The organism is Streptomyces sp. IBSNAI002 (assembly GCF_052244475.1).
GTDB lineage: Bacteria > Actinomycetota > Actinomycetes > Streptomycetales > Streptomycetaceae > Streptomyces.
The window spans coordinates 77821-104559 of sequence record NZ_JBQPXG010000006.1 but is presented as its reverse complement, the minus strand read 5'-3'; the positions used below and the strand labels follow the sequence as shown (position 1 = coordinate 104559).

Annotated in this window: 22 protein-coding genes and 1 pseudogene; 12 read left to right on the top strand and 11 right to left on the bottom strand. The window is 72.6% G+C overall.

Annotated features, from left to right (window positions below):
• Positions 1-41: 41 nt before the first annotated feature.
• The 4 genes from ACTVZO_RS43750 to ACTVZO_RS43735 are packed head-to-tail and all read right to left on the bottom strand — an operon-like array spanning position 42 to position 3740.
• Entirely contained in the window at positions 42-1235 is a 1194-nt protein-coding gene (locus tag ACTVZO_RS43750) for an ABC transporter permease (RefSeq protein WP_443304163.1), read from the bottom strand.
• Positions 1232-2005: an ABC transporter ATP-binding protein gene (locus ACTVZO_RS43745; RefSeq protein WP_443304162.1), complete on the bottom strand. Its 774-nt coding sequence runs from the start codon at positions 2003-2005 to the stop codon at positions 1232-1234. The genes ACTVZO_RS43750 and ACTVZO_RS43745 overlap by 4 nt, the downstream gene beginning before the upstream one ends.
• On the bottom strand, positions 2002-3219 hold the full coding sequence (locus ACTVZO_RS43740) for a peptidoglycan-binding protein (RefSeq protein WP_443304161.1): 1218 nt from the start codon (positions 3217-3219) through the stop codon (positions 2002-2004). The genes ACTVZO_RS43745 and ACTVZO_RS43740 overlap by 4 nt, the downstream gene beginning before the upstream one ends.
• Positions 3220-3224: 5 nt before the next feature.
• Positions 3225-3740, bottom strand: a complete 516-nt coding sequence (locus ACTVZO_RS43735; protein WP_443304160.1) for a hypothetical protein — start codon at positions 3738-3740, stop codon at positions 3225-3227.
• Between the two features lie 199 nt (positions 3741-3939).
• On the opposite strand from ACTVZO_RS43735, the gene ACTVZO_RS43730 reads away from it, so the two are divergent.
• Together ACTVZO_RS43730 and ACTVZO_RS43725 are read left to right on the top strand one after the other, a co-directional pair.
• On the top strand, positions 3940-4602 hold the full coding sequence (locus tag ACTVZO_RS43730) for a response regulator transcription factor (RefSeq protein WP_443304438.1): 663 nt from the start codon (positions 3940-3942) through the stop codon (positions 4600-4602).
• On the top strand, positions 4595-5899 hold the full coding sequence (locus ACTVZO_RS43725) for an ATP-binding protein (protein ID WP_443304159.1): 1305 nt from the start codon (positions 4595-4597) through the stop codon (positions 5897-5899). Before ACTVZO_RS43730 ends, ACTVZO_RS43725 begins: the two co-directional genes overlap by 8 nt.
• On the opposite strand, the gene ACTVZO_RS43720 is transcribed toward ACTVZO_RS43725, so the two are convergent.
• Together ACTVZO_RS43720 and ACTVZO_RS43715 are read right to left on the bottom strand one after the other, a co-directional pair.
• Entirely contained in the window at positions 5872-7479 is a 1608-nt protein-coding gene (locus ACTVZO_RS43720; protein ID WP_443304158.1) for a phospholipase D-like domain-containing protein, read from the bottom strand. The genes ACTVZO_RS43725 and ACTVZO_RS43720 overlap by 28 nt on opposite strands.
• 230 nt (positions 7480-7709) lie before the next feature.
• Positions 7710-8252 carry a hypothetical protein gene (locus tag ACTVZO_RS43715; RefSeq protein ID WP_443304157.1) on the bottom strand — a complete coding sequence of 181 codons (543 nt, stop codon included), beginning with the start codon at positions 8250-8252 and terminating at the stop codon, positions 7710-7712.
• Between the two features lie 433 nt (positions 8253-8685).
• Between ACTVZO_RS43715 and ACTVZO_RS43710 the strand changes: the two genes are divergently transcribed.
• The 5 genes from ACTVZO_RS43710 (at position 8686) to ACTVZO_RS43690 (ending at position 14041) form a co-directional block, all read left to right on the top strand.
• Positions 8686-10272: a glycosyltransferase family 39 protein gene (locus tag ACTVZO_RS43710; RefSeq protein ID WP_443304156.1), complete on the top strand. Its 1587-nt coding sequence runs from the start codon at positions 8686-8688 to the stop codon at positions 10270-10272.
• A gap of 157 nt (positions 10273-10429) precedes the next feature.
• Positions 10430-10558, top strand: a complete 129-nt coding sequence (locus ACTVZO_RS43705; RefSeq protein ID WP_443304155.1) for a hypothetical protein — start codon at positions 10430-10432, stop codon at positions 10556-10558.
• A gap of 21 nt (positions 10559-10579) precedes the next feature.
• Positions 10580-11680, top strand: a complete 1101-nt coding sequence (locus ACTVZO_RS43700; protein ID WP_443304154.1) for a phosphotransferase — start codon at positions 10580-10582, stop codon at positions 11678-11680.
• Positions 11677-12687 (top strand): T3SS effector HopA1 family protein, encoded by a 1011-nt coding sequence (locus ACTVZO_RS43695; RefSeq protein WP_443304153.1) that lies wholly within the window; start codon positions 11677-11679, stop codon positions 12685-12687. The genes ACTVZO_RS43700 and ACTVZO_RS43695 overlap by 4 nt, the downstream gene beginning before the upstream one ends.
• Entirely contained in the window at positions 12644-14041 is a 1398-nt protein-coding gene (locus tag ACTVZO_RS43690) for a lanthionine synthetase C family protein (protein WP_443304152.1), read from the top strand. Before ACTVZO_RS43695 ends, ACTVZO_RS43690 begins: the two co-directional genes overlap by 44 nt.
• Positions 14042-14110: 69 nt before the next feature.
• Here the strand turns inward: ACTVZO_RS43690 and wecB are convergent.
• From wecB to ACTVZO_RS43675, 3 genes and pseudogenes are all read right to left on the bottom strand, one after another.
• Positions 14111-15351 (bottom strand): annotated as a pseudogene (gene wecB / locus ACTVZO_RS43685) (non-hydrolyzing UDP-N-acetylglucosamine 2-epimerase).
• 121 nt (positions 15352-15472) lie between these two features.
• Positions 15473-16633: a hypothetical protein gene (locus ACTVZO_RS43680; protein WP_443304151.1), complete on the bottom strand. Its 1161-nt coding sequence runs from the start codon at positions 16631-16633 to the stop codon at positions 15473-15475.
• A 285-nt stretch (positions 16634-16918) separates the two neighbouring features.
• Positions 16919-17761 carry an SGNH hydrolase domain-containing protein gene (locus tag ACTVZO_RS43675; RefSeq protein ID WP_443304150.1) on the bottom strand — a complete coding sequence of 281 codons (843 nt, stop codon included), beginning with the start codon at positions 17759-17761 and terminating at the stop codon, positions 16919-16921.
• A 491-nt stretch (positions 17762-18252) separates the two neighbouring features.
• Between ACTVZO_RS43675 and ACTVZO_RS43670 the strand changes: the two genes are divergently transcribed.
• The gene (locus ACTVZO_RS43670; RefSeq protein ID WP_443304149.1) at positions 18253-18729 is read left to right on the top strand and encodes a hypothetical protein; all 477 of its coding nucleotides are present in this window, start codon (positions 18253-18255) and stop codon (positions 18727-18729) included.
• Positions 18730-18731: 2 nt separating this feature from the next.
• On the opposite strand, the gene ACTVZO_RS43665 is transcribed toward ACTVZO_RS43670, so the two are convergent.
• Both ACTVZO_RS43665 and ACTVZO_RS43660 read right to left on the bottom strand, forming a co-directional pair.
• A complete protein-coding gene (locus tag ACTVZO_RS43665; protein WP_443304148.1) occupies positions 18732-20339 on the bottom strand; it encodes a stealth family protein in 1608 nt (535 codons plus the stop codon).
• Between the two features lie 334 nt (positions 20340-20673).
• Positions 20674-22116 (bottom strand): chitinase, encoded by a 1443-nt coding sequence (locus ACTVZO_RS43660; RefSeq protein ID WP_443304147.1) that lies wholly within the window; start codon positions 22114-22116, stop codon positions 20674-20676.
• Between the two features lie 283 nt (positions 22117-22399).
• Between ACTVZO_RS43660 and ACTVZO_RS43655 the strand changes: the two genes are divergently transcribed.
• The 4 genes from ACTVZO_RS43655 to ACTVZO_RS43640 all read left to right on the top strand — a co-directional run bounded on the left by ACTVZO_RS43655 (position 22400) and on the right by ACTVZO_RS43640 (position 26692).
• Complete coding sequence (locus ACTVZO_RS43655) at positions 22400-23956, top strand: MFS transporter (protein ID WP_443304146.1); 1557 nt, start codon at positions 22400-22402, stop codon at positions 23954-23956.
• 96 nt (positions 23957-24052) lie between these two features.
• On the top strand, positions 24053-24493 hold the full coding sequence (locus ACTVZO_RS43650) for an SRPBCC family protein (protein WP_443304145.1): 441 nt from the start codon (positions 24053-24055) through the stop codon (positions 24491-24493).
• A gap of 68 nt (positions 24494-24561) precedes the next feature.
• The gene (locus tag ACTVZO_RS43645) at positions 24562-25926 is read left to right on the top strand and encodes a carotenoid oxygenase family protein (RefSeq protein WP_443304144.1); all 1365 of its coding nucleotides are present in this window, start codon (positions 24562-24564) and stop codon (positions 25924-25926) included.
• Positions 25927-26059: 133 nt separating this feature from the next.
• A complete protein-coding gene (locus ACTVZO_RS43640) occupies positions 26060-26692 on the top strand; it encodes an ABC transporter permease (RefSeq protein ID WP_443304143.1) in 633 nt (210 codons plus the stop codon).
• Positions 26693-26739 lie beyond the last annotated feature (47 nt).

Below are 26739 nucleotides of genomic sequence, written 5' to 3'. Positions count from 1 at the left end.
AGAGAACGGTCCTTCCGGGTCGGGTTGATCGGGCGAGGTGGTCACGCGGACGCCAGTGCACGGCTCGGCGGCAGCCGGGAGGCGCGGAGCGCGGGCCACAGGCCGGCCAGGGCGCCGACCGCCACGGTGGCGCCGATGCCCAGGGCCACGGCGGCCGGCGGAATGACCGCGGGCCAGCCGCGCGACAGCGCGTAGCCGGCCGTCGCGGCGGCACCGAGCACGCTGCCCGCCGCACCGCCGAGCAGCGACAGCAGAACGGACTCGGTGAGGAACTGGGCGCGGATCTGCCCCCGCGTCGCCCCCAACGACCGCCGCAGCCCGATCTCGCCCCGCCGCTCCAACACCGCGATGATCATCGTGTTGGCCACGCCGACACCGCCGACCAGCAAGGACACCGCGCCGAGACCGAGCAGCAGCCCTGTCAGCGCCTCGTTCGCCGCGTTCTTCGCCGCCAGCGCGTCCGAGGGACGCGAGACGCCGACCGCCTCGGCGCTGCCCGGGTTGGCGATGCGCGGCAGCTCCCCGCGGACCTCGTCGATCCGCCGCTCGTCCGCCTTCACGTACAGGGTTCCGGGATGGCCGTCGAAGCCGAGGAGGTTCCGGGCGGCCTCCCCGTCCACCAGGGCGGAGCTGTCGATCTCGGGTGCGAGCGGGGCCCGTTCGAGGATTCCGGTCACCGTGAACCACTGGCCGCCGAGCCACACCCGGCCGCCGGGCCCGGTGACGCCCAGGCGCTCGGCCGCCTCCGCGCCCAGCACGGTCACCGGCGAACCAGCCGGGACACTGCCCAGCCAGTTGCCGGAAGCGAGCCGCAGGCCCAGGACCCCGTCCAGGCCGCGGTCGGCGGCCCGTACCGACAGGGCGTTGTTCTGGGCCTCGGGGATCCGGTCGGAGCGGTACACCTTCGCCTCGGTGTCCCCGGTCGAGGCGACGTCCTCGACCCCGTCGACGCGGGACACCATCGCCGGGGCCTCCGCGGGCAGCGGGGCCGGGTTGCCGAGTACGGAACTGGGCTGCACCGTCAGCAGGTTGGTCCCCATCGACGCCAGCTTCCGGTTGAGGTCCTCACGACCGGAGGAGGAGATCCCCACCACGCAGATCATGGCGGCGATGCCCAGCGCGATGCCCAGCGCGGACAGCACGGCGCGCAGCGGCCGGGCCCGCAGACCGCCACTGCCGACGCGCAGGGTGTCGGTCACGCCGAGCCGGGCGCGGACGGGAGGCGGGGCGCTCATTGCCTGCCTCCCGTGTCCTCGACGATGCCGCCGTCGCGCACCCGGATCCGGCGGGGGAGCCGGGCGGCCAGCTCGGTGTCGTGCGTGATGATCACGATGGTGGTGCCCGCCTCGTTGAGTTCCGCGAGCAGCTCCACCACGGCGCTGCCGGACGCGGTGTCCAGCGCTCCGGTCGGTTCGTCGGCGAGCAGCAGCCGAGGCCGTCCCACGAGGGCCCGGGCGATCGCCACGCGCTGCTTCTCGCCGCCCGAGAGCTGGTGGGGCCGGTGGCCGGTCCGGTGTGCGAGGCCGACCCGGCGCAGTGCGTCCTCGGCCAGTGCCCGCCGCCGGCGGCGGGGCGTCCCCGTGTAGAGGAGTCCGTCGGCGACGTTGTCGAGGGCGCTGAGACCGGAGTCGAGGAAGAAGTGCTGGAAGACGAAGCCGATGGTGTGGGCCCGCAGCGCCGACAGGGCGTCGTCCCCGAGGTCGGCCACCGGGTGTCCGGCGACGCGCACGTCACCGGCGGTGGGCCGGTCGAGCGTGCCGATCAGGTTCAGCAGCGTCGACTTGCCCGATCCGGACGGGCCGACGATGGCGACGAGTTCACCGGACCCGATGGTCAGCGAAACGTCGTCCAGCACCTTGACGTTGCCGGGGTAGACATGGCTGACCCCGTGCAGTTCGACCACCGGCGGGTTCGGGGACGGGGACGGTGCCGGGTTCGCGTGCGGACTCGGGAGCGGGAGCGGACGTGGGGAAGAGGACGGGCTCAGGGCCGGGTACGCGTTCACGGCGCGGGCACCTCCACCGTCTGGCCGGCCTCGAGGCCCTCGCCGGACACCTCGACCCGCCCCGAAGCGAACAGCCCCGTCTCCACCGGGACGGTACGGGCCGTGCCGGCGGGCGAGACCAGCCGCACGCCGTACCCCTCACCGGCGGCGACCAGGGCCGTGACGGGCACGTGCAGCACGTTCTCTTTGCGCTCGCCGACCAGGTCGACCTTGACGGGCGCCTCCCCGTACGAACCGGTGTCCGCGTCCTTGCCGTCGTCCAGGGCGATGTCGACGGCGAGCTTCTCCTGCGACCCGCCCCCCTCGCCTCCGCCTGCGCCGCCACTGCCTCCGCCTGCGCCGCCACTGCCTCCTCCGCTTCCGCCCTTGCCGCCGTCCTGACCGCCGCCCGTGACGGGGGACACCGCCGTCACCTTGCCCTTGAGGGTGCGGCCGTCCGGCAGCGTCACGGTGGCCGCGGCCCCGACCGCGGCCAGGGACCGGTCCCCGGCGTCGAGTTCGGCCCGGACCTGCTGGGCCGTCGCGGTGACCGTCAGGACGACGGCTCCCGGCTGGAGCTGTGCCCCCAGGGCCTGCTTCAGGCCGCCGACCCGGGCCGGAGCCTCCGAGAAGACGACGGCCCCGAACGCGAGCCGGCCGGTCTCCTGCACCTTGAGCCGCTTCTGCCAGCGGCGCACGGCCGCCTCCGTGCCCGCGCCGTACGTGCCGTCCGTGCCGGCACCGTCGTAGCCGAGCGCGCGCAGGTTCTGCTGGAGCTGGCGGACGTCCGGCCCCTCGGTGCCGCGGGCCATCTCCCGCCACGCGGGGACCGCACCACTCAGCAGCACGACGGGCGAGTTGTCCACCGAGTAGAGCGCCTTGCCCGCTTCGAGGACCGAGCCTGCTTCGGGCTGCGCGGTCAGCGTGCCCGGCGCCTGCGCGGTCACCTCGCGCGTCCCCCCGTAACCGAGCCCGCCCTGCACCCGCTTGGCGGCGGTCAGCGTGGACCGCTCGATCACGGCGGTGTGCCCGGTACCGGCCGGGCCGGCGGGCTTCTTCGGCTCGGAGCGGCCGAGCGCGGCGGCGGTGACCCCGCCGACGGTGAGCACGGCGGCGAAGGCGCCCAGCAGCACTGCGCGCCGTCCCGGACGGCGCCGGTCCCGGTGCGACCGCGTGCCCGCCTCCGGATTCGGGTCCGCGCCGGAAGCGCCGGGCAGGGGCCGCGGGGAAGTCATGTCGTTCACTGTCCCGCCTTCGGAGCGACGCCCATCTTGCACTTCTTCATCGCCTCGTCGAGACCGGGCGCGTCCTGCGGGATCTGAAGGGCATTGCCGTCGGCCGGGTCGTCCACGGAGACGCCGTTCTCCCGCAGGCACTTCGTCATTTCGAGCATCTGCTTGCGCTGCTCCGGATCGCCCTTCTTGGGGAGCATCCCGGCATCGTCCAGGAACCGGCTGCAGTTGCCGGCGTCGTTCAGCGTGCTGGTGCCCGTCTGCCCGGCGCCGCCGCCTGGCGTCGTACCGTCGTCGTTCATCTCCACGCCCTGCTCGCGCATGCACTGCGCGTACTTGCGCATCGCCTCGTTCTGCCCGCTGTCGGAGGACGCGCCACCGGACCCGCCACCGGATCCGCAGCCCGAGACGAGGGCCGCGAAGAGCAGGGTCCCGGCCACGGCGGCGGCACGCCTTCCGGTCCGGTCACCGCGGCGCCCGGAGCGCGAGGAGAAGGGCCGGGTGAAGGGGAGGTGGGTGCGCATCGTGAACTCCAGTCCGGGGCGGCACAGGGAGACCGCCCCCACATGCCGTCCATCCGAACAGCACCGCTCTTGCAGCGGCGTAAACGCCCGCTGACCGCAGGCCGCCCCAGCCGGCGGCGTTGTCACCCTTCGCCGACTGTCCCTCGGCCCGTGGCCCGGCGCACGCTGGCCGGAAACGGCAGTGACGGAAGGGAACGCGGTGCGCGTGCTCGTCGCGGAGGACTACGCCCCGCTGGCCCGCTTCCTGGCAGCCGGCCTGCGCCGCGAGGCCATGGCCGTGGACGTGGCCGCCTCCGGGGACGCCGCGGAGGAGCTGTGCGACGTCCACGACTACGACGTCGTGCTCCTCGACCGCGACCTGCCCGGACTGCACGGTGACGAGCTCTGCCGGCGCCTGGCCGCGCGCCCCCGCCGGCCGCGGGTGCTGATGCTCACCGCGGCGGACGCGGTCGCCGACCGGGTCGCCGGACTCGCGCTGGGCGCCGACGACTACCTGCCCAAGCCCTTCGCCTTCGCCGAACTCGTCGCCCGCATCCGCACCCTCGCCCGGCGCAGCGGCCCCGGAGCGTACGAGGTCCTGCGCCACCGCGGCATCGCGCTCGACCCGGGACGGCGCGAGGCGCGGCTCGACGGCGCGCCGCTCGTGCTCAACCCGAAGGAGTTCGCCGTGCTGGAACTGCTCATGGCCGAGCCCGGGACACCGGTCCCGCCGCACGAGATCGTGCGGCACGTCTGGGGCGAGCGGCCGGCCGACATCGGCGGACCGGAACGGCTCCACCCCACGATGAGCAGGCTGCGCGCCAAGCTCGGCGACGCGGCCCCCATCACGCTGCACCGCGGCACCGGATACCGCCTTGGCTGACGCCACCCCAGCCCGCCGAAAGGGTCCGCGCCGCCTCCGTCTGCCGCGCCCGCCGTCGCCCACGATCCGCGGCCGGATCGCCCTCGGCATCACGGCGGTCGCCGTGCTCACCTCGGCCGGGGTGCTGACCTGTGTCCTGTTCCTGACCCGGATCGGGGCCATCGCCGTCGCCTACGGGAACGTCCTGCCCACCTCCGAGACCCCGGCCGGCCCGCCGGATTCCGGCGAAGGGAACGAGGCGCAGGCGCCGGACCCGGGGGACGCCGTGGTCCCGCTGCGGCTGATCGAACAGACCACGTTCGACCACATGCTCTTCTGGTCCGCGGCCGGCATGCTGGTCCTGTGCCTCTCGGCGGGGGTGCTCGGCTGGTGGGTCGCCGGCCGCTCACTGCGCCCGCTGCGCGCCGTGACCGCGGCCGCCCGCCGCATCGGCGAGCAGAACCTCGACGAGCGGCTGCGCCTGACCGGCCCCCGCGACGAGGTGACCGAGCTAGCCGAGACCTTCGACGCCATGCTCGGCCGCCTGGAGCGGGCCTTCACCGCGCAACGCCGGTTCGCCGCCCACGTCTCCCACGAACTGCGCACCCCGCTCGCGGCGGTGCGCACCGGACTGGAGGTGGGCCTGGCCGATCCGCAGCCGCCCGGCATCGCCGAGGTCCGCCGCGAACTCCTCGGCGTCCAGGACCGGGCGGAAGCCCTCGTCGCGACCCTGCTCCTGCTCGCCCGCAGCGACCACGGCATCGCCCTCGGGGAGCGGGAGCCCGTCGACCTCGGGGCCCTCGTGGACGAGGTGGCCGCCGAGGCGCGGGCCGCCGCCCGGCAGGCACCGGGCACGCCCGTCACCGTACGGGTCCACCGGTACTCCGCGGCCGGCCGGGCCGGGCACGCCGGGTCCCGGAACGTCACCGGGGACCCCGTGCTGCTGCGCCACCTGCTGGCCAACCTGGCGTCCAACGCCGTACGCCACAACCGGCCCGGCGGCAGCGTGGACATCGAGCTGCGCGACCGTTCGGTGACCGTGGCCAACACCGGGGATCCCGTACCCGCCGACCGCGTCCCCGGCCTCACCGAGCCGTTCACCCGTCTGCGGGCGGACCGCACCGACCACACCGGTCACGGCCTCGGCCTCGCGCTCGTCCGCTCCATCGCCGACGCGCACGGAGCCGACCTGGGCATCACCCCGGGCGCCGGTGGCGGCCTGCACGTGACCGTCCGCTTCCCGCCGCCCGCCGAGCCCGCCGAGCCCGCCGAGCCCGCCGTGCCCGCCCGTCAGCCCTGGCAGAGGCCGCGGGCGTAGTCGTACGTCGCGGTGGCCTGGGAGTAGCGCCACTGCGGGTCCAGCAGGTCGCTCTTGACCTGTGCGGCCGCGGCCGGGCTCTCCACGACGTACCCGAAGTCCTGCAGCCAGGACGGGTACAGGTTCTTCGAGCCGATGTAGAAGGCCGATCCGTCGACAGAGACCAGCTTGTGGTGCTGGGCGTACGGCTTGCCGTCGGCCCAGGTCGGCGCGTCGGCGGCGCGGAACGTGGCCAGTTGGAGGTTCTCGCACAGGGCGGTCCGGGTCCGGCCGCCGTCACCGGTCAGGGCCGCCACCCGGCCGCGCAGGGCGTCGCTGACCTCGGAGAGCGACTTGATCTGCGAGTAGCCGCCGCTGCCGATCGTGCCGCGGTTCGCCGGGTCGCTCACGACGATGCGGACCTTCACGCCGGAGACGAGCTTCGCGGCGAGGGCGTCGTAGAGGCGTACGTCGTAGCGGGGCAGCGGCGGGCAGGTGGCGTGGATGTCCTGCTGGGAGATCTCGATGTGCGAGGTCGCGCTGGAGACCAGGGCGCGCAGGGCGCTCTCCTCCGGGTTGACGGTGTCGTAGTCGCGGTCCGCGTTCGTCCGGTCCGGCAGCCCGACTCCGCACTTGGTGTCGCCGGCGGTGGGCAGCACCGGGCGGAAGGCGGAGGCGGGGTCGTTCTGGCGGATGCCCACGCCGAGGCCGCCGACGGCGAGCGCGGGCACGCTGCCGCCGCCCTCCGGGGAGGCGGGCCGGGGCAGGGAGGGCATGCAGTCCGCGCCGGGCGAGGCCGCGAACCACACCGAACTCCAGCTGTTCTTGTTGCGGCAGGTCCAGTCCCACAGGGTGTCCAGGTAGCGGCCCGCGGAGCCGGCGGCGGGCCCGGAGAGGGCCAGGTCGACGTCGCTCACCGGGTGGGAGGTGTCGAGGTAGTCGTCCTTCCAGCTGTTGATGCCGCCGGTGATCACCGAACTGCCGTCCACCACGACCAGCTTGGAGTGGTTCCAGGAGAACGCGGTCTTCGAGGTGGTCATCGAGGCCACGTTGAGGGTGATGTTGGCCGCGGCGGCGGGGCCCAGCTTCGCGAGCAGCTCGTCCCGGTAGGCCGAGGGGAACACCGTGGAGTGGTAGACGGGCGCGGCGCCCACCAGGACGCGCACCTTCAGCCGGTTGCCCTTCTGGGCGGACTCCCTGAGGCCCGCGACGATCGCGTCCTGGTAGCCGCCGTTGGGGAAGGGCGCCAGCGTCGATATGTCCACGGTCTGCCGGGCGCCGGCGATGTCCTGGCGCGTCTTCTCCAGGAGACGGCGCGTCCCGGGCCGGTCGGCGCACGTGGCGTCGCCCCAGCAGCCGGGTGTCTGGAGCAGCCAGTCGGCGCCCCCCGGCGTGGACGAGCCGAGCCGGTTGCCGGAGGTGCGCTCCCAGACCGATCCCTCCAGGCCCGGCGAGACCTGACGCAGGGTCTGCTCGACCGAGTCCAGGTGCGGGGTGGGCGTGTCCGCGGCGGAGGCGGGGGCGACGGTGCCGAGGAGGGCGAGACCGAGCGTGAGGGCCGGGGCGAAGACCAGGGCCGTCGTACGGGCAGTGCGTGCCAATGTGGTTCCTTGACTGGGCAGGGCTCAGGCCGGGAGCGTGGCCTGCCGCGCCTCCGGCCTTGATCGACCCGCGCAAGTTACCAACTGGTAGCCGCCTGTTCACCCGCTGAGAGCGGGTTCTGGCCACACGGCTCCGGGGCCGCTTCCCCGGTGCGGCCGACCCCGGTCCGCCCTGCGCGGGCCCGGCCGGGACGCACCGGCCGGGCGCTGGCGCACCGGCGCCACGGGGGCTATCCGACCACCGCCCCGTTGCTGATCGTGAATTCCTGCGTGCGCAACGGCAGGGTGACGACACGGTCCGAAGACGGTGCGTCCTTGACGTCGAAACGCCCGCTTATCTTGATCTTGTAGCGGCCGTTCGCGTCGGGCAGAGCGGTTCCGTTCGCCCCGGACCAATTGCATGCGGTGGCGGCGCCTGCGGCGTTGGATATCTCCTCCACCGGGTCATTTCTGAGAGACGTCTCCATTCCGTTGGAAACCCGGTACACGCTGCAGTTCAGGGCGTACCCGAAGTTCGATGACGTCCAGAATCCGGCAACTTTGTTGTACGCCTCGACGGAGACGAAACTCGACAGACGCCACGGCGATGACGTGTCGGCCCGGGACAGCCGGATCGTGACGCTCGTGTTCACCTTGGCGCGCCCGGAGACGTTCTCGTGCACCGCCGTCTTGTACCTGTCCACCTCTGTGGCGGTCTGCGGCGCGGAGAAGGTGAAGAGCGCCGAGAAGGCACCCACTGCGGCCATGGCTAACTGCTGGTTGGGAGAGAGCATTTCCTCACGCCTATCAATTGTCGTCATTTGTGTTTCGCATCCCGATGGCATCACGCCCGGGTTTGGCGTGATCAGAGTCCTAGGGCCCTCCTTCCGGGTCCTAGGGCCCTCTCACGGGCAGGGGCACGTTTTCGGCTGTCGACTTTCAGCCGATGCGGGTGCGCGCGGCCGGTTGCTAGCTTCTACGCCAACCCCTGACGACTTTCTCGAGGTGTATTTCAGCGATGGCCGAGCCCGACTGCCGCGGTGTGAGCGGCGCCCCGGATACCGCGGTCATGCCCGCGTACGACGAGGCGGGCGATGTCACGGCCATGGCCGAGTCGCCCGTCATGCCGCGCAGGCTCCGACGGTCCGCCGGGCGCCCGCGTCCCGGGGGCGATGGAGCGGCGCTGACAGACACTCCGGCGCGACGCGGCCCGGACGGTGTGCGCCGGTGAAGCCCTCGCTGCTGCCCGGGGACGCCGCGGAGGAACACCGGCACGGGGGAGGCCCGCCGGACACCGTTGCCGGGCGCCCCGCTCCGGGCACCGGCCGCGGGCAGGGCGCCGCCGCAGCGGCCTTGGGCACCGCCGCGCGGGCCCTGGGCGCGGCCCGGTTCGATCCGCTCTGGGCGGCCCTGCTGACGCTCGCGGTCGCCCGTACGGGCAGCGGCGGCGTACAGCTCTGGCGGGACGAACTCGCCAGCTGGAGCGCCGCCCGGCGCGGCCCCGGCGAACTCCTCGCACTGCTCGGCAACGTCGACGCCGTCTCCGGCGCCTACTACCTCGTCCTGCACGGCTGGATCTCCCTCTTCGGCGACTCACCGGCCGTGCTGCGGATGCCCTCCGCGCTGGCCATGGCCGGCACGGCCGCGTTCGTGGTGCTGACCGCCCGCGACCTCTTCGACCGCAGGACCGCGCTCTTCGCGGGCGTGCTCTTCGCCGCGATCCCCGCCGTCACCAGATTCGGCCAGGAGGCCCGCGCCTACGCCTTCGTGATGCTGGCCGCGGCCGCCGCCACCTGGCTGCTGATGCGGGCGCTGCGGAGGCCGACCGCCGCGCGGTGGCTGCCGTACGCCGTCGCCGTGACCTGCACCGGGCTCTTCCACATCGTCTCGCTGCTCGTCCTGCTGCCGCACACCCTGATCGTGCTCGGACGCCGGCAGGACTCCCGCCCGCCCTCCTGGCGCCTGCCGGCCGGCTACGCACTGGCCGTCCTCGCCGCGCTGCTGCCGCTGGTCCCGCTGATCCTGGTCGGCCGACGCCAGGTCGGCCGGCAGATCAACTGGCTCCACGCCCCGGACTTCGGCGCCCTCGCAGGCCTGTGGAGCAGCCTGTCCTGCTCCCCGCTCGTCTCCTTCGCCCTGCTCGCGGCCGCCGTGCTGCCGCTCGCCTGGCCCCGTGGCCGCCGGCCCGCCGCGGAACTCGCCCTGGTGGCCGCACTGCCGATCCCCGCGGTCTGGGTCATCTCCCAGACCGGGACCTCCTACTTCCTCGACCGCTACCTCCTCTTCACGCTCCCGGCCTGGGTGGTGCTGGCCGCCGCCGGGCTCGGTGCGCTCCGCCCGCGGGCGGCCGGCGTGGCCGGCCTGGTGCTCCTGGTGGCCGCGGGCGCCAACGACCAGCGGCTGCTGCGGACCGAGCACGCCAAGAACGCCGCGGACGGCAGGCGGGCCGCCGCCGTCATCGCCGCGGGCTATGAGCCCGGCGACGGCTTCGCCCCGGCCGGCGGCGGCGAACGGCTGTACATGTTCGGTCCCTTGGTCGAGTACTACCTGCCCGGCGACGTGAACCCGAAGGACGTCTTCGCCGAGCGCTCGGCCGTGGCCCGCCACGACCTCTTCCCGGCCGAGTGCGCCCGTCCCGCCGCGTGCCTCGACGACGCCACCCGCAGGATCTGGGTGGTCGCCCGGAGCGGGACCCCGAACCCCTACAACAACTTCCCGCCGGACCAGGAGGAGGCGCTCCGCGGCCACTTCAGGCCGGTCGCCACCACCAAGGCCGGCGAGCTCCAGGTCACCCTGGTCGAACGCACCGGCTGACCCTCCCCGGCCTTCTTCGCCCGCCTCCCCTTGCCCCGCACGCCGGGCAGGCGCCATTGGGCCAAGGTCGCAATCCTCGGGACGAACGTCCCTGTCTCTCCGCCCGTGTCCCGTGATCATCTTCTTAGGTCACGAACCCGAGCAGAAGGAGCAGTTCATGAACGCCCCCGAGGACCTGATGTCCAACTACACCTTCATGGTCGACGCCGAGGAACTCCTCGTCGACGACTACGCCACCGAGCAGGCGGTGCAGCCGACCTTCCACTGCCCGACGTACGGCTGCTAAGGCGGAACGCGCCGACAGCTGATGCGAACAGCAGACCGCTCCGGGACTCCGGAGCCACACGACCGTCCCGCACTTCCCTTACGGCCGCCGACCGGACTGGCAGGAATCCTGGCCGCGGGGGGACTGGGCAGGCTCCGTCCCGGAGCGGTCTGCGTCAGCGGCGGCCGCAACGCCTCGTGGGCGGTGACCCAGGAGTGCGGAACACCCCTCTTCGTCAAACACGTGACCGGCCCCGCGGCCGGACGCCGCCTGGCCAACGCCCTGGCCTTCGAACGCGACGCCGCGCACGCCGCCCCCGTCCACCACCTGTCGTACCCCCGCATCCTCGCCCAGTGCGAACAACGCGGCGTGCAGGTCTTCGAGTTCATCGACGGGAGGCCCGGCCCCGCCGTCCTGGACGAGCACGACCTCGGCGCCGCGGCGGCACACAGGCTGGGCAGAGCACTGGGCGAACTGCACCGGAGGTTTCGCCCCGCGGGGGATCCGCGGCGAAGCCGCGTCTTCCCGTCCGAGGCGGCGCTCGAGGCCCTGCCCGAGTCCACCTTCCTGGACGCCTCCCACGCCGAGCTCTCCGTGTGGCGGCTGCTCCAGAACGACCCCGAACTCTGCGACGCCGTACGGAACGCGACGGCAGCCGAGCAGGCCGCCCCCCTCGTCGCGGTCCACGGGGACCTCCGCCTCGCCCAGGTCCTGTGGAGCGGCGAATCGGTCCACGTCACCGACTGGGAGGAGTACGGCTCCGGCGACGCCGCCGCCGATGTCGGCACCCTGGTCGGAGACATCCTCTGGGCTGCGGTCCTGGACATGTCCCGACGGGCCCGCGGCAACCGGACGGCGGCATCCGGCTGCGACGTGACGGACGCCGGAGCGAGCGCCCTGGAACACGTGAAACCGGTGATGGCCGCCGCGTGGCGGGGCTACCTGGAGGAACGCCCCGGCGCGGACGCCGGCCTCGCACGGCGCACCAGCGCGGCGGCGGGCGGGCACCTGCTCAACCGGGTGCTCGCCGTGGCCAGGAACGAAGCCAGGCTCTCGGCGACCCAGCGCGCCGCGGTGGGCATCGGCCGCGCCCTCTACCGCTTCCCGGGCGACTACGCCCCCGCCCTGGGCCTGGCCCCGTGACCGGGCCGCAGCACTACCCGGGTGTCGCGCCGGCCCTGACCCGTGCCCTGCACCGATTCCAGGACGAGCACCCGGAGTTCGCCCGCGTCTGGTCCACCGGGGAACGGCCCTCGGACACGCCCCTTCCGGCCGGCGACCCGCACTCCCGCCTGGCCGCCGAGATCTACCGGGACCTGCACACCGGCCTGCCCCGCCGCACGCCGCGGCCCCCTTCCGAGGAATTCCCTTCGGCCGAGCCCGCGCACGGACCGGACCTGCGGCAGCGGCTGATCGACGCGGTGCCGCACACGGCCACCAGGGTCCGGGCGGCCGACCCGGTGCAGGGCGAGGACGGTTCGCTCACCGCCACCGTCGAAGGGGTCCGCGTACGGCCCCGCGCCGGTACGGACCGGGCGGCGCACCCGGGTGAAGTGGAACTGCGAGCGGTGCGTCCCCGTCTGTCGCCCGGCTTCCTCCTGGCGGACGCGTCCCGGGGCCGCCCGCACCACGGCCCGTACCTGCGCCTCTACGTCCATCTGAGCCGCGCTGACGCGGCGCCCGAGGCATGGGGCCGCATCCTGCGCTGCCTGGAGGACACCGGCATCCGCTACCGGGCGAAAGCGGCCTCCTCGCCCGACCAGTACCCCCGGCGCGACGCCCTGGTCGTCTACACGGGACACGCCGCCGGGCCCGTCCTGCCGCGGATCCTCGCGCAGATGCGCCGCTGCCCCGGACTGGGTGACGAGGTGTCACCGTTCACCAGACGCCTCGCCCCGGGCGTGGCCCTCGCCTGCGAGCCCTCCGACCCCCGATCCGGGATGCGCGCCCTCAGCTTCGGCGAACACCGGGCGCGGGCGACGGCCGACGGCCTCCTCGCCCTCGCCTCCCACGGACCGCCCGCACTCGCACGGGCCCTTCGCCGCGCGCGCGTCGACCCCGCGCACCCCGCATGGAACATGCCAGAACACCAGGAACGAGACCCCCATGACGTCCCGATCACCTTCACCTGCCTCCGGCCCCGCCGCTGAGGGCCGCGGCCGCCCACGGCGCGGGGCGACACCACCGGAAGCCGGCGCCCGTGCGATCGACATCGCCGAGCAGGTCGCGACACGACTGGCCGACCCCCGCCACGTCCGGCGCCTGGCGACCCCCGCCCCCGGCCTGGGCGGCCCGCTGCTGGTGAACGGACACGCCGGCATCGCCCTGCTCATGGGCCGGCTCGCCGTCACCGACGACGTATGGGCGGACAGCGCGGACCGCCACCTGACGGCCGAGGCGGGCCTGCGACGCAGCCGCCCCCAGCCGATCGGCCTGTTCAACGGACTGACCGGCCTGGCCTTCGCCGCCCGAGCGGTCCGCGAGCCGGCCGAGCCCGAGGTCCCCACGGCCCTGTCGCAGTCCCTGGTCCGCGCCACGCTCGATCGCTGCAAGATGGTGCGGGACGGACTGCGCGGACCCGCTCACGTCCCGGCCGTGGCAGCGTACGACCTGCTCACCGGGCTCACCGGAGTCGGAGCCCATTTCCTGACCCTGCCCCGCCGGCACGCGGCCGAGACCGTCGCCGCGTGCGTCGACGCCCTGTCCTGCCTGGACACGCCACGCATGTACGAGGGAGAGGAGATCCCCGCATGGCGCCTGAGCGGACTGCCCGACAGCGCCACCGGCACCCAGACGGGCATCCTCGGCATGGCCCACGGAATCGCCGGCCCGCTCGCCTTCCTCTCCTGCGCCCTGCTCACCTTCCCGGAACGGCCCGGGCAGCGCGACGCCGTCCGCAGGCTGGCCAAGTTCCTGCTGCGCGCGCGAAAGGTCTCCCACGAGACATCGGCGTCGAGCTGGCCGCGCTCCCTGCCCCCCGCCGGGCGGGGCGCGCCCCGCCCGCAGACGTCCCCCGCGTGGTGCCACGGCACGCTCGGGGTGGCGAACGCACTGCGCCTCGCGGGCACGGCACTGGGGGAGTGGGCCTGGGTACGGGTGGGTGACGGCGCGCTGCAAGAGGACCTGCGGCATGCGCTGCTGGAGACGCCCGCCGTGGACGCGGGCATCTGCCACGGCTGGGCCGGCCTGCTCCTCATGGCCAGTCAGACGGCCCGGGAGTACCCGCACGACCCGCGCCGGGCGGCGCTCGCCGACGAGCTGGCGGCGCGCACCATGGGGCAGTTCGACCCGGCGTCGCCGTTCGGCTTCCGGGCCGTTCCCCAAGCCGGGGCCGAACCGCACGACGACCCGGGCTTCCTGATGGGCGCGGCCGGAGTGGCACTGTCCCTGCTCGCGTACGCCCGGCCCGAAAGGCCGTCACTGCTGCCGTGGACCGGTCCGCTCTTCCTCGGCAGCCCCGTCGACGCCCACCAGCGCGGCCCCTACCGCCCCGGACCCCGCTGACGCCGGTACGCCTCCGCCCGCCTCCTCCGCGGCCCCGGCGCCGGGGCCGCGGGGCCCCCGCAGTTCGGCCTACGACGCCGGACGCCCGCACGCCACGCGCACCATGCGCGCCATGTGCTCGACGCTGCGCTCGGCCGCCCGGCCGTCGCCGTACAGATCGGCCGCGACGGCGGGCGGAGCACCGGCCGGGCCGAGGAAGCGGTCGGCGGTCTTCACGATCAGGTCGGTGTCGGTACCGACGAGTTCGCCCAGCCCCGATTCCAGCACCTCGACGCGTTCGGTGGTCTCACGGGTGATCACCACCGGGATGCCCAGGGCCGCGCACTCCTCCTGGAGGCCGCCCGAGTCGGTGATCGCCAGGGCGCTGCGCGCGAGCAGCCGGACGAAGGAGAGGTAGGGCAGGGCGCCGCTGATCCGCAGGTTGTCCCCGTCGTACGCCAGGGCCCCGGTGAACTCCCTGCGGACCGCCGTGTTCATGTGGGTGACCACCAGGAAGTCCACCCCCGGATGCGCCGCCGCGAGCCGGGTGACGGCCGCGCCGATCCGGCGGATCGGCGCCCCCAGGACTCCCTGCGGTGCGCGGTCACCATCACCAGCGGACGCTCGGAGCGGTGCAGGCCCTCCAGCGGGTCCGTCGTCCCGGCGGCGGCAGGCGCCGACGCGTGCCACCCCCGGTCCCTGAGGTGGCGCAGCGCGTCGACCACGGTGTTCCCGGTGACGTGGATGTCCCGGGGCAGAACCCCCTCGCGCAGCAGGTTGTCCTCGGCGGCCCGGGTGGGCGCCAGGTGCAGTGCGGCGATCCGGGCGATCAGCACCCGGTTGCCCTCCTCGGGGAAGGGGTTCGCCAGATCTCCGCTGCGCAGCCCCGCCTCCACGTGCACCACCGGTATGCGGCGCAGGAAGGAGCAGAAGGCCGCCGTGTACGCCGTCAGGGTGTCCCCCTGCACCACTGCGAGGTCGGGCCGGATGGTGTCCATGGCCCCGGACAGCACCCGCTGGATCTCCACGCTCGCGCCGCCGATGCCCGTGGTGGACCGGGGGGACAGCGCGAGGTCCACGTCGACCTCGAACAGCCGCAGCACCTCGTCGACCGCCTCGCCGTGCTGCCCGGTGGTCACCACCACCGGCACCGCCCAGTCGCTGGCGTGCAGGGCCCTGGCGATCGGCGCGAGCTTGATGGCCTCGGGCCGTGTTCCGATGAACACGGCGACGCGCCGCCGTGCCGCCCCGGCTTCCGTGACGGTCGTGATCGTGGTCGCGGCCGAGGCCGACCGGTCCGTGCTGCTCCCGGCATCGGCGGTGCGTGTCATCGTGCTCTCCACTTGTCAGTCGCTCAACTACTGCTCGTACAAGGCGGGTCAGGCCGGTCCGCCCGCCCGCGGAGGCGCCGCGGGCGGACGGACCGGACGGGTTCACCACTGCTCCAGGGGCTCAGGCCGTCTGGTTGCCCCGGCGTCGGCGGCTGAGGTAGACGCCGGCGGCGCCCAGCGCACCGACGGCCGCGACGCCCGCCGCGATACCCGGGTTGACGAGCGGGACGCCCGGAGTCTCCGGGTCGGTGTCGGGGCCCTTGTACTGGTTGTAGATGCTGCCGATCTGCCAGGCCTCGGACTGCTTGCCCGGGTCCCAGCTGATCTTGGCGTTGGGCGTCCCGTCCTGGTTCTGGGCCTGCGGCCAGACGAGGACCTTGTAGTAGCCGGCGGGGTCGTCGCTCAGGTCCAGGTCCTTGATGTAGCGGCTGGCGTTCTTGGCCGCTGTCGGATCCAGGGTCCACAGCGAGGGAAGCTTCAGGACCTGCGGATCGAGGGTGTCGTTCGCAGGAGTGCCGTCGGAACGGACGACCTGGTAGAGAACGTGGTCCGAGACGCTGCCGGGCAGTTCGGCCGCGTCCTTCTCGGTCTGGCGCGGGTTGTACAGATTGATCGGGAAGTCGCCTCCCTTGACCATGCCGTCGTCCGCGATGTAACTGAAACCGGCCTGGCTCCAGTTCGGGTCGGAGCCGCCCCAGTTCTTGTCGAACGGGATGCGGATTCCGGGACGCATGGTGTCGTCCGTCGGAGTGTCGGTTCCCGAGCAGCGCGTGCCGTCGACCCGGGTGACGTTGATGTCCTCGTGGGGGGTGGCCGTGGCGTTGTTGCTGAGCTTCACGGAAAGCTTGAAGGGGAACACCCTGTCGCGATTGGGGCAGTCATTCGCCTCGTCCGCGTCGGTGTCACCGGTCAGCGAGAAGGTGATGATGTCCTTGTCGCCGACCGTCTTGGTATCGACGATCGAGTAAGCCTCGCCGGTGCCGAGCTTGCCCCGCGGAGCCGGGACCGCGGTCCTCAGGCCCGAGTCGGGGGCCGAGTACGTGACGTTGGTGATCTTCACGTCCTTGTCGACCACGAGGTAGCCGTCGTAGCGGAACTCGCTGTCGTAAAGGCCGATGCCGGGCACCTTGGTGTTGAAGCCGAGCGTGGTGATCTTGTTCACCGTGAGATCGGGGGAGGCGGCCTTCGGGCTCGCCGCGTGGGCGACACCCGAGGTGGCGGCCAGCGCCACCACGGCGGCGCCGGCGAGGAGTCCGCGGCGCGCACGCCTGTTCGTGTCCATCGATTGCCTTTCGCATGCACATGAGGGGAATCCGGCGGCCCGAGCCGGGAGCCGATCCTCATCCGTCAGCAATGAAAGTAGGGGCCGTTCCCTAGGGGGCCTTTCCCGCAAAGGGATACATCCGCCGGCAGGTGGGACAGCGTTTTTCCGCGCCTGGACTGTCAGAGAAGGAAGGCAGCCATTCCCCCTATGGCTTTGAAGGCGAGCCGCCGTAGCGGCAGCAAGACCTCGGGGGCTCGGACCGCCCGCGACTGCCAGGTCGGAAACCAGGAGGGGAAAGCCTGCTTATCGCTCAGAACTCGCGAACATGCTGTTGAGGGCCCAGGTGGCGAGCCTCTTGCGCGCCCACTCGGAGGGATGGCCGCTCTCGTCGTACACGGCCTGGCCGTCGACCGTCCTGGGACAGCCCGAGTCGTCGCACAGCTGCTTCTTCAGACTCAGCAACCGGACGCCCTTGTCCGCGTGACGTTTGACGAGGTCCCGAAGCGCCACGTCCATCGCGCGCACGCGGTCGCCCAGTTCACCCGTGGAATCCTTGCCGTCGGTCAGGTACACCGGGGTCTTGTTCGCGGTGAGGATGCCGATGGCACGGTCCATCTGCTCGTCGAACCGCTTGCGGAACTCCGGGTGGGTGATGTCCCGCTCGTCCGGGCGTTCGCCGAACGACTGCGGTACCTGGTCCCAGGTGGCCGTGCGCAGCAGCACCGCATCCGGCTCGTACCGGCTCATGAAGGCGGGCCAGTCGTCGGCCCACGTCGCGCAGGCGTCCTCGGGCTTCTGGCCGGCGACGGTGCGCGGGCTCATGATCCCGCAGCCGCCGATCGAGCCGTTGACGATCCGATTGCCCTTGGATGCGGCCGAGGTCATGCCCTGAGCCAGGCTGTTGGCCCACGAGTCGCCCAGCACCAGAACGGTCTTTCCCTTCACCGCGGGGTCCAGGTCGGCCGCGCCGAACTCCGGAGCCCCGTCGGCCGACGCCGCAGGGCTCGGGGAGGCCGGCGAGGTTGGCGCGGTCGGTGCGGGCGCCTTCGCGCGGGCGGCCGGGTACATTCCGGCACAGCCCGCGAGGGCCATGGCCGCAGTGGCCGTGACGACCGCGAGCGTCGTGCGCGACGACTTCTTGGACATGGCGGGGACTCTTTCTGCGGAAACCTTCGAGGGGTGAGCCGTACCCTACGGTTTCCCTTTCCTCCGGAATTCCGAAGGAAGGGGACAAGCGGCGCCGTATGGAAACTCTTCGGGGCTTCGCATTCAGGGCCGCTTACGTCAAGCGGCTTACGGTGGTCGCCGTTGGTCACTCAGGTGTGGACCTAGGTTGTCCGCCACGGAGGACGTCACATTCTCTTTCGATTCGGTCGGTACCGTCCGGACGCGGTTATTCTTCCCGGCTCGGATGACGCCTGATGGGCTATCACAAGACGGAAGATTCTTGTTATCCGAGACTCCGGCTGAAACTCCCTACCGCCATGGAGAGTATTCCCTTGAAGACTCGTAGAATTCAGCGTCCTGTCCGGTGCCGGCGGCCTTCGGCCTGACCCCGGTTTCAAGCAGAAGGTCATCGCCCACCTGGGCGTGGCGGTCAAGGACGCGGGGGAGAGCACCACCGCGTCCACGTCGCGATGCCAGAGACCGCCGAGCAGCTCGACCGGGGCCTGGGCGGGATCCTCACACCGCCCGCCAACCTCGGCGACGCCATCAGCTGGACCTGCGACCTCACGCACGGCGCCGTCGCCGCGGACCGGATCGCCGTGGCGACGCAGCTCGCGGCGATGAAGCTGTCCGGCCGGCTCGCCGCACCCGCGTACGCGATGTACCTCGCGGCCCTGACCGGCGACCCTTCATCGCGGTGGGGCTCGTGCTCGTCTCCCTCATCTGGTCGGTCATCAAGGAAGGGCTGGGACAACGCCAACCCGGCCGGGCGTGACCAGTACTGGCCGGTCACCCGCGGCGGTGGCTCCGGTCAGGTGGCGGAGATCCAGATCAGTGCGGCGGTCGGTGCGGGTGCCATCACGGTGCTGGAGGCCGCGAAGCCGGTTCGGGAAACCCTCTGGAAGGACGCGTTCAGCCAGGCCGTACCGCCGCTCCCCGCGGCCTGAGCTCAGGCCGCGGTGCGGTGCGAGGCCTGAGCCGGCACGCCGGCTTCCGCGTCCGGGACGTGTTCGAAGGGTGAGGGCACAGGGAGGTACGCGTCGAGGAACTCCGTGATGGCGCGGCGCTGTTCGTCCGGGGAGAGGAGGGCGTCCGCGGCGTCCGCGAGGCAGACGGCGTCGGCCCGGCGGTCGCGGACCAGGTCCGGCAGCCGCTCGATCTCCTCGCTCCGGCCGGTGCTGACGTACACGTGGGTGAGGTCCCCTTCGACGGCTCGGCCTTCGGCGAGCGCCAGGTGCGTGGCCAGGGTGACGGGCGCGAGGTCCGCGGCACTGCGGAAGGGAGAACGGGCGATCGCGTCGAGCCGCCCGGGCAGGTGCGCCTCGACGCGGTCGTAGAGGGAGCGCCGCAGGGCGTAGGGGGTGTGCGCCAAGGTGTACGGGTACGTCCGGCCGGTGGCGTTCTCGACGGCTTCCAGGGTGGCCCGCTGCGAAGCCGTGTACACGTCGGCGTCCGAGTCCGCCAGGCTCGTCGGTATCGCCCGCTCGTCGTGGATCACCTTGGGCAGGCCGGAGGGGAGGAAGTAGTCCTGCGGGCGCTGCGCACGGCCGAGGAAGATGTCGTCGTTGAAGTAGAGGAAGTGTTCGGCGAGGCCGGGTATGCGGTGGAGCTGGCTCTCGATGGCATGTGAGTTGAACACCGGCAGGGCGTCGGGGTCGGAGAAGAAGGCCCGGTGGTCCACCACGCTGATCCCGGGGTGGTCGGTGACCAGCCAGTCCGGCGTCTGCCGGTCGGTCACGAGGAACACGTGGCGGATCCAGGGGGCGTGGGCGGCGATCGAGCGGAGGCAGTAGCGCAGTTCACCGCGGTCGCGGTACCGGTGCTCGGCGCCGTCCACGGCCGGTCCCGGTGACGTGGTGTCCGCATCCGCCTCCGCATCCGCCTCCGCATCCGCATCCGCCTCCGCATCCGGGTCCTGGCCCGCCGCCAGGTCCCTTCGGCGGCGCCAGGCGGGGTCCGCGCAGTCGACCCAGGTGATCACGGCGTCGATGGGGAAGTCGATGTCCTGGGGGAAGCGGCCCTTGACGGCGTCCACGACGGGATAGCCGCGACCGCCGATGTGCAGGGAGGCCGTCGACTCGAGCGAGTGGAGCCACCATCCGTGCGGAGTCTCGCGCAGCGACGCGACGGCCCCCAGCGGGGCGGGGTCCCAGAACTCCACGTCGCAGCCGAGGTCGGAGCCGTAGCGCACGGTACCCCCCGAGGTGACGACCGGCTGGTACAGGCGGATCCCCTTGACCCTACCCCCGGGAGCGGCCTCCCGGCCCGCGACCGCATCCGGCAGCGTCTCGGCGAGCACGTGCCCGTCGCAGTCCTCGCCCAGCAGGCGGGCGTACACGGGGCGGCCCGCAAAGGCGGCGGCGCAAGCGGCGAGGACCTCTCCGCGCCTGCCCGGCGCGATGGCCACCCGGTGGGCCGGACCACCGTCCGGGAGCAGCCCGTATCCGATGCCGTGGGCCTCCAGTGCCTCGGCCACGGCCCGCAGGTTGGCGTCCCGGGCGGCTTGCGGCAGCAGGTCGTCGCGGATCCTGGTGAGACGTCCGCGGTGCCGGACCACATCCGGCGAGCGCGCGGCTTCCGTCCGAGGCGGTTCGCCCCGGGAATCCGGCTTTTCGGGAGATTTCGGGCGTTGTTTGACCATGGAACGGGCGAGCCGGCGCAGTGGGCTCGGAACCATGGCGCAGAAAAGACGGGCCATTGGAAAGATCAATTCATGGGGTGGGGGAGGTGCACCTCACTTTTCCCTGCCGCCTGCCCTGCACACAAACTCCGATAGGCATAAATAAGGAAAAGAATGACGCCGGCCCGCACCCCCGTCAGATGGGTGCGGGCCGGCGTCGACATTCGATGGCCTGGTCCGATGGCCTGGTCCGGCGGCTCCGGGCGGCCGGTCAGCGCTTGGCGGTGCCCAGGTGGCCGCCGACCACGCGCGCGAACTCGTTCCCGTTCTTCGCGTCCCAGTTGGTCGACCAGGTCATAGCGCCGCCGATCGAGGGCCACTTCTCCGTGCTCTTGAAGGTTCCGCAGGCCTTCCCCTCGGCCAGGCAGGTCAGAGCGTCGTTGACCTTGGACGCCTCCAGGTAGCCGCCGCCCGCGGCTCCCCTGGTGGCCGGCACGCCGATCCCGACCTTGGCCGGGTCCAGGCCCGCCCCGATCACCGAGCAGACCTGGGAGGCGATGAACTCGACGGTGCCCTGCGCGTAGATCTGGCCGTCGCAGCCCTTCATGGTGCCCGAGTTGTAGTACTGGGTGTTGACGATCGTCAGGATGTCCTCGATGGCCAGCGCGAACTTGAGGTAGCTGGTCTCCAGCTCCTTGTCGCTCGGCAGCATGTACGCGGTCTCGGGCGCCGCCGTGATGACGAGGTCGCTGCCCGCCTTGGCGCGCAGCTTGCGCATCGCGTCCGCCATGTGGGTGGCGTTGAGGCCCGCGTGCTCGATGTCGATGTCGATTCCGTCGAAGCCGTATTCCTTCATCAGCTCGTACGTGGAGTCGGCGAGCCGCGTGGCCGAGGCGGCGTCGGCAACCTTGACGTGGCCCCGCTCGCCGCCGATGGACACGATCACCTTGCGGCCGGCGGCGCGCAGCTTGGCTATGTCCGCCTTGAACTCCTGAACGCTGCCGTAGCCGGTGCCCTGATGGTCGAGGGAGAAGGTGATCGCGCCCTCCTCGCTCTCCACGGCCTCGGCGAAGGAGACGACGACGATGTTGTACTGCGAGGGAACGTCGGTCAGCTTCTGAACGGTGGCCTCGTTGTTGAAGTTCTGCCAGTAGCCCGTCAGCCAGCGCTTCGATCCGGCGGGCGGAGCGGTGGGGGGCGAGGTCGGCGGGACCGTGGGCGGAGTGGTGGGCGGCGCGGTGGGCGGAGTCGTCGCCGGGGGTGTGGTGGGCGGCTGCGGCTCGACCGGGGGAGTGGTCGCCCCGTCCCTCCGCCAGGAGGCGTCCTCGACCGCGATCGGCTTGCCGTTCAGCGTGAAGTCGCGCAGCTCGTAGACGTCGGTCGGAGGTACGGGAACGCCGAAGCTGAACGAGTTGGGCTGCTCCGCGGCACCCCGCACGGTCATCCTCGTCCCCGAGGTGGTCATCGCCCCCCAGTGGACATCGGGCATCACCCCGGAGGGGACCTCGAACTCCAGCTTCCACCCGGGGCCGGCCGACGGCATCGAGATGGTTCCCGTCAGCCAGTGGCCCTCGAGCTTCCACGTGGCGCGGGCGGCCGCTTCTACTTCGAGCGCGCTGGAGTTGACGTTCTCCCCGGCGAACACGGCGACCGGGACCATGAGGCCGCATGCGGCGATTCCGGTTGCCAGTGCGACGAGGCTGCGCTTACCCATACAAGTCTGCTCTCTCGGTAGGTGGTGACCGCCGCCCTGTTGGGAACGGGTCGACGAGCCGAGTATCCGAGTGGATCTTCACGTCAGCAAATAGCTAGAAATCGGGAAAACGGCACGAACTATCCCAGCGCCCTTAGAAGGCACTTAAAGGGTCCTTAAATGGGTGAGGCAGGTCACAGCGCATGCCCGTGTGGGCGCAGTGGACAGGCGCGGACAGGAGTGGACAGTTCTCGCCTCCACCGGCCATGGAATGTGGGCACCGCCCGACACGAGTCTGTGCGCCATGAACCTTGGACGTACGAAGGGCAGGCCGGCGGCCTCGTCCCGCCCGGCCTCCCCACCCCGCCCGGGTGCCGCGCTCGCGGCCCTCGCCGCGGCGCAGTTCACCGTCATGCTGGCCACCTCGATCGTGAACGTGGCGCTGCCGCAGATCCGTGCCGGGGTGGGCCTGTCGGACGGCGGCACCACGTGGGTGGTCAACGCCTACGGCCTGGCGTTCGGGGCGCTGCTGCTGGCCGGAGGCCGCGCGGCCGACCTCCTCGGCCGCCGACGGCTGCTGCTCGCCGGTCTCATCGTGTTCGCGGCGGCCTCACTGGCGGCGGGCCTGGCCCCCTCCCCGGGCGTACTGATCGCCGCCCGCGCAGCGCAGGGCCTGGGAGCCGCCGCCATCGCCCCGGCCGCGCTCGCCCTGACCATGGACCTGTTCCCGCCCGGACCCTCCCGCGGCAGGGCGTTGGGGGTGTGGGGCGCGGTCTCCGGCGCGGGCGGCGCGGCCGGCGTCCTGCTGGGCGGGATCCTCACGCAGGCCTGGGGCTGGCCCTGGGTCTTCCACGTCACCGCCCTCGGGGCGGTGCTCGTCCTCACCGCCGTCCTGGCGCTCGTACCCCGGGCCGCCGGCCGTGAGACCGGCCGCTTCGACCTGCTCGGCACCGCGACCGTCACCCTCGCCCTCACCTGCCTGGTCTGGGCACTGACCAGCGCACGCGCCGCCGGCTGGACGGACCCCGGCGTACTGGGCGCCCTCCTCGCCGCCGCCGTACTGTTCGCCGCCTTCGCCGTCATCGAACGCCGCCGGCCGGACGCCCTGATACCGCCCAGGCTGTTCGCCACCGGTCGCGTCGCCGCGGGCAACCTGCTGATGGCGCTCCTCGGCTCGGTGTGGATCGCGCTCTTCTTCTTCCTGCCGCTCTACCAGCAACAGGTCCTCGGCATGAGCCCGCTGGCCACCGGCGCCGGCCAGCTCCCCCTCGCCGTGGCCAACATGATCGGCGCCGTCGCGGCGCCCCGCATCTCCCGGCGCATCGGCCCGACCGCGACGGTGACCGCGGCCCTGGTCGTCGAAGCCGCCGGGCTGCTGTGGCTGTCGCGGATCAGCGCCGACGGCAGCTACCCCGCCGACGTCCTCGGAGCGAGCGTCCTGGTCGGCCTCGGCCTGAGCACCGCCTTCGTGCAGCTCACGGCGCTCGCCGTGGACAGCGTCCCGAAGCGGGACGCCGGCCTGGCCGGCGGACTGGTCAACACCACCCGCCAGATCGGCGGCGCGATCGGCCTCGCCGCCCTCGCCACCGTGGCCGGCTCCGTATCGGCCCGTGCCTCCGCCCACCAGCCCCATCTGGAGGCCCTCACGGCCGGCTACCGGGCGGCGTTCGCGGTCTCCGCCGCGATCCTGGCCGCCTCAGCGCTCCTCGCCGTACCCCTCACCCGTCCGGCCCGGCGCACCCGCGGTCCCCTCCGGACCGCCACACCGCCGGCCGCACAACCACCCCACCAGAGCCCGGCACCCGACGAGAGCCCGGCACCCCACCACAGCCCGGCACCCGACCACGCACGGGCCTCCTGACCCGCAACCCGACCCCCGGTTACGGGGGGACACCCCGACCCGTACCCAGAACCGACCGAACCGACCGACCGACCGACCGACCGACAAGGACACCTCATGCACACCATCGACACCACCGCCCCCGTCGTCGTCCGCCTCACCACCCAGATCAACGCCCCCCTCGCCACCGTCTGGGCCCTGCACACCGACGTCGACAACTGGCCGTCCTGGAACACCGACATCGACGAGGCCCGCCTCAGCGGCCCGGCGGCGGTCGGCGCCCACTTCAACTGGCTCACCCACGGGATGACCATCACCTCCACCATCCGCGAGCTCGTCCCCGGACGGCGCATCGTCTGGGGCGGACCGGCCGGCGGAATCACCGGCATCCACGTGTGGACCTTCGAACAGAACGGCGACCAGGTCACCGTCCACACCGAGGAGTCCTGGAGCGGAGACCCCGTCGACGCCGCCGTCGACGAACTCACCACCGCCCTGCGCTCCTCCCTGGAGAGCTGGCTCGGCTGCCTCAAGGCCCGCGCCGAGCAGCCCGCCTGAAGCGCCCTCCGCGCCCTCCGCACCCCGCACGACGCAGCGACAACGACCGAAGCGACCCGAGGAGCGAAATGACCACGCCCCCGCCCTACCTGACCGGCCACTACACCCCCGTCCCCGACGAGATCACGGCCACCGGCCTGACCGTGGAGGGTTCCCTGCCCCCGGAGCTGACCGGCCGTCTGATCCGTAACAGTCACAATCCCAAGCCGGGCGTCACGCCGACCCACTGGTTCAAGGGCAGTGGGATGGTGCACGGGATCCGGCTGCGGGAGGGCCGTGCCGAGTGGTACCGCAACCGCTGGGTCCACACCCCCGCCCTGGACGGCGCCCCGTACATGACCGACCGCGGCCCCGACCTGACCGCCAGCACCGCCGGCACGCACGTCATCGAGCACGCGGGCCGTCTGCTGGCCCTCTGCGAGGCGAACCTCCCCTTCGAACTCACCCCCGATCTGGAGACCGTCGGCGCGCACGACTTCGACGGCAAGCTCCGCACCGCCATGACCGCCCACCCCAAGACCGACCCGGTCACCGGCGAGCTGCACTTCTTCGGCTCCTCACCCTTCCCTCCCTTCCTCACCCACCACGTCGCCGACGCCAAGGGCGCGATCGTCCACAGTGCCGAGATCCCGGGAGCCACCGCCGCGCTCAAGCACGACTTCGCGCTCACCCGCCACCACGTGGTCTTCATCGAGGGCAACGTCACCTTCGACCCGGCCGAGCACTCCGGCATCCCGTACTCCTGGAGTGATGCCCAGCCCGCCCGTATCGGTGTGATGCCCCGCGGCCCCGAGGGCGCCCGGCACGTGCGCTGGTTCCCGATCGAACCGGGCAGCATGCTGCACGTCGGCAACGCCTACGAGGACGGCCGGGGCCGCATCGTCCTGGAAGGGCCCACCGTCGACCGTGAGGGCTTCCGGCTCTCCTGGAACTGGTGGACCGGCGCACCCGGCCGCGGTACGGAGCCCAACACCCGTTCCTGTACCCGCCGCTGGACCATCGACCTGACGGCCGGAACGGTCGACGAGCGGATCACCGACGACCTGGCCGTGGAGTTCCCGACCCTCAACGAGGACTACCTGGGTGCCGAGAACCGCTACCAGTACGCCGTCTCCTTCCCCGACCACCACGGCATGGGCGGCTACGGCGTCGTCAAGTACGACCGCACCACCGGCGCCCGCCGCATCCACGAGGTCGGTGACGCCCGGCTGCCCAGCGAGGCGGTCTTCGTCCCCGCCGAGTCCGCCACCAGCGAGGACGACGGCTACCTCCTCACCGTGGTCTCCGACCTCAAACAGGACTCCTCGCAACTCCTGGTCCTGGACGCCGCCGGCCTCGACCGGATCGCCACCGTCCACCTGCCCCGCCGCGTGACCGCCGGAATCCACGGCTCCTGGATCCCCGACACCGCCCTCGACCCCGGCAAGCACTGACCCACGCTCCACGGTGGGGTGGCTCCCGGCCCGAGGCGTCTGCCACGAGGCCGGAAGCCCCCGAGACCACGAGGCCGGGAGCCACCCCACCCCACCCCCGCACGCACACCCCCCTCACCCCAGGAGATCCCCCATGACCACGACCATGACCACCGCCACCGCCCCACCCCCGGTCGACACCATCGCCCACCCCCCGACCCGCCGCCCGATCGAGGTCGACAACCGCGCGGCCTACGCCGGCTTCGGACTCGCCTACCTGCTGGGCCACGGCGCCGCCGCCGTCTCCCAGGGCGACACCCCCGTGCTCGGTCTCCCCGGCTGGCTCCCCATGACCCTCCTCGGGACCGGACTGGCCGCCGGCACCGTCCTGGCCACCATGGCCGCCCTGCGCGCCCAGCACGGGGCCACCACCCCGGAGGTCCTCTCCGCCCGGCTGCTCGGCGCCGCCTGGATCGCCGGCTTCACCGCCCTGTTCCTCGCGATCACCGGCCTGACCTCCGTACTCGACGCACCGGAACTCCAGTCGGTCCTGTGGCCCGCCGGATCCGGCCTCATCGTCGGCCTGCTCTACATCGCCGAGGGAGCCGTACGCCGCAACGTGCTGCACTACGGCCTCGGCGTCTGGCTCGCCCTGACCTCCACCGCGGCCCTCTGGCTCGACGCCCCCGCCTTCTTCTGGACCCTCGCCCTCGCAGGCGGCGGCGCCTACGCCCTCGCCACCGCCCTCGAACACCGCCGCCTGCGCTCCCTGGCAGGCCGGCACTAGAACGGACGCCCGAGCCTGCGGCCTCTGCCGGGGCTCGGACACCAGCC

Coding starts and splice junctions, on each gene's coding strand:
- ACTVZO_RS43750 (WP_443304163.1), bottom strand. CDS start 1,235: ATGAGCGCCCCGCCTCCCGTCCGCGCCCGGCTCGGCGTGACCGACACC.
- ACTVZO_RS43740 (WP_443304161.1), bottom strand. CDS start 3,219: ATGACTTCCCCGCGGCCCCTGCCCGGCGCTTCCGGCGCGGACCCGAAT.
- ACTVZO_RS43735 (WP_443304160.1), bottom strand. CDS start 3,740: ATGCGCACCCACCTCCCCTTCACCCGGCCCTTCTCCTCGCGCTCCGGG.
- ACTVZO_RS43715 (WP_443304157.1), bottom strand. CDS start 8,252: ATGCTCTCTCCCAACCAGCAGTTAGCCATGGCCGCAGTGGGTGCCTTC.
- ACTVZO_RS43705 (WP_443304155.1), top strand. CDS start 10,430: ATGAACGCCCCCGAGGACCTGATGTCCAACTACACCTTCATGGTCGAC.
- ACTVZO_RS43700 (WP_443304154.1), top strand. CDS start 10,580: ATGCGAACAGCAGACCGCTCCGGGACTCCGGAGCCACACGACCGTCCC.
- ACTVZO_RS43690 (WP_443304152.1), top strand. CDS start 12,644: ATGACGTCCCGATCACCTTCACCTGCCTCCGGCCCCGCCGCTGAGGGC.
- ACTVZO_RS43680 (WP_443304151.1), bottom strand. CDS start 16,633: ATGGACACGAACAGGCGTGCGCGCCGCGGACTCCTCGCCGGCGCCGCC.
- ACTVZO_RS43675 (WP_443304150.1), bottom strand. CDS start 17,761: ATGTCCAAGAAGTCGTCGCGCACGACGCTCGCGGTCGTCACGGCCACT.
- ACTVZO_RS43670 (WP_443304149.1), top strand. CDS start 18,253: ATGCCAGAGACCGCCGAGCAGCTCGACCGGGGCCTGGGCGGGATCCTC.
- ACTVZO_RS43660 (WP_443304147.1), bottom strand. CDS start 22,116: ATGGGTAAGCGCAGCCTCGTCGCACTGGCAACCGGAATCGCCGCATGC.
- ACTVZO_RS43655 (WP_443304146.1), top strand. CDS start 22,400: ATGAACCTTGGACGTACGAAGGGCAGGCCGGCGGCCTCGTCCCGCCCG.
- ACTVZO_RS43650 (WP_443304145.1), top strand. CDS start 24,053: ATGCACACCATCGACACCACCGCCCCCGTCGTCGTCCGCCTCACCACC.
- ACTVZO_RS43645 (WP_443304144.1), top strand. CDS start 24,562: ATGACCACGCCCCCGCCCTACCTGACCGGCCACTACACCCCCGTCCCC.
- ACTVZO_RS43640 (WP_443304143.1), top strand. CDS start 26,060: ATGACCACGACCATGACCACCGCCACCGCCCCACCCCCGGTCGACACC.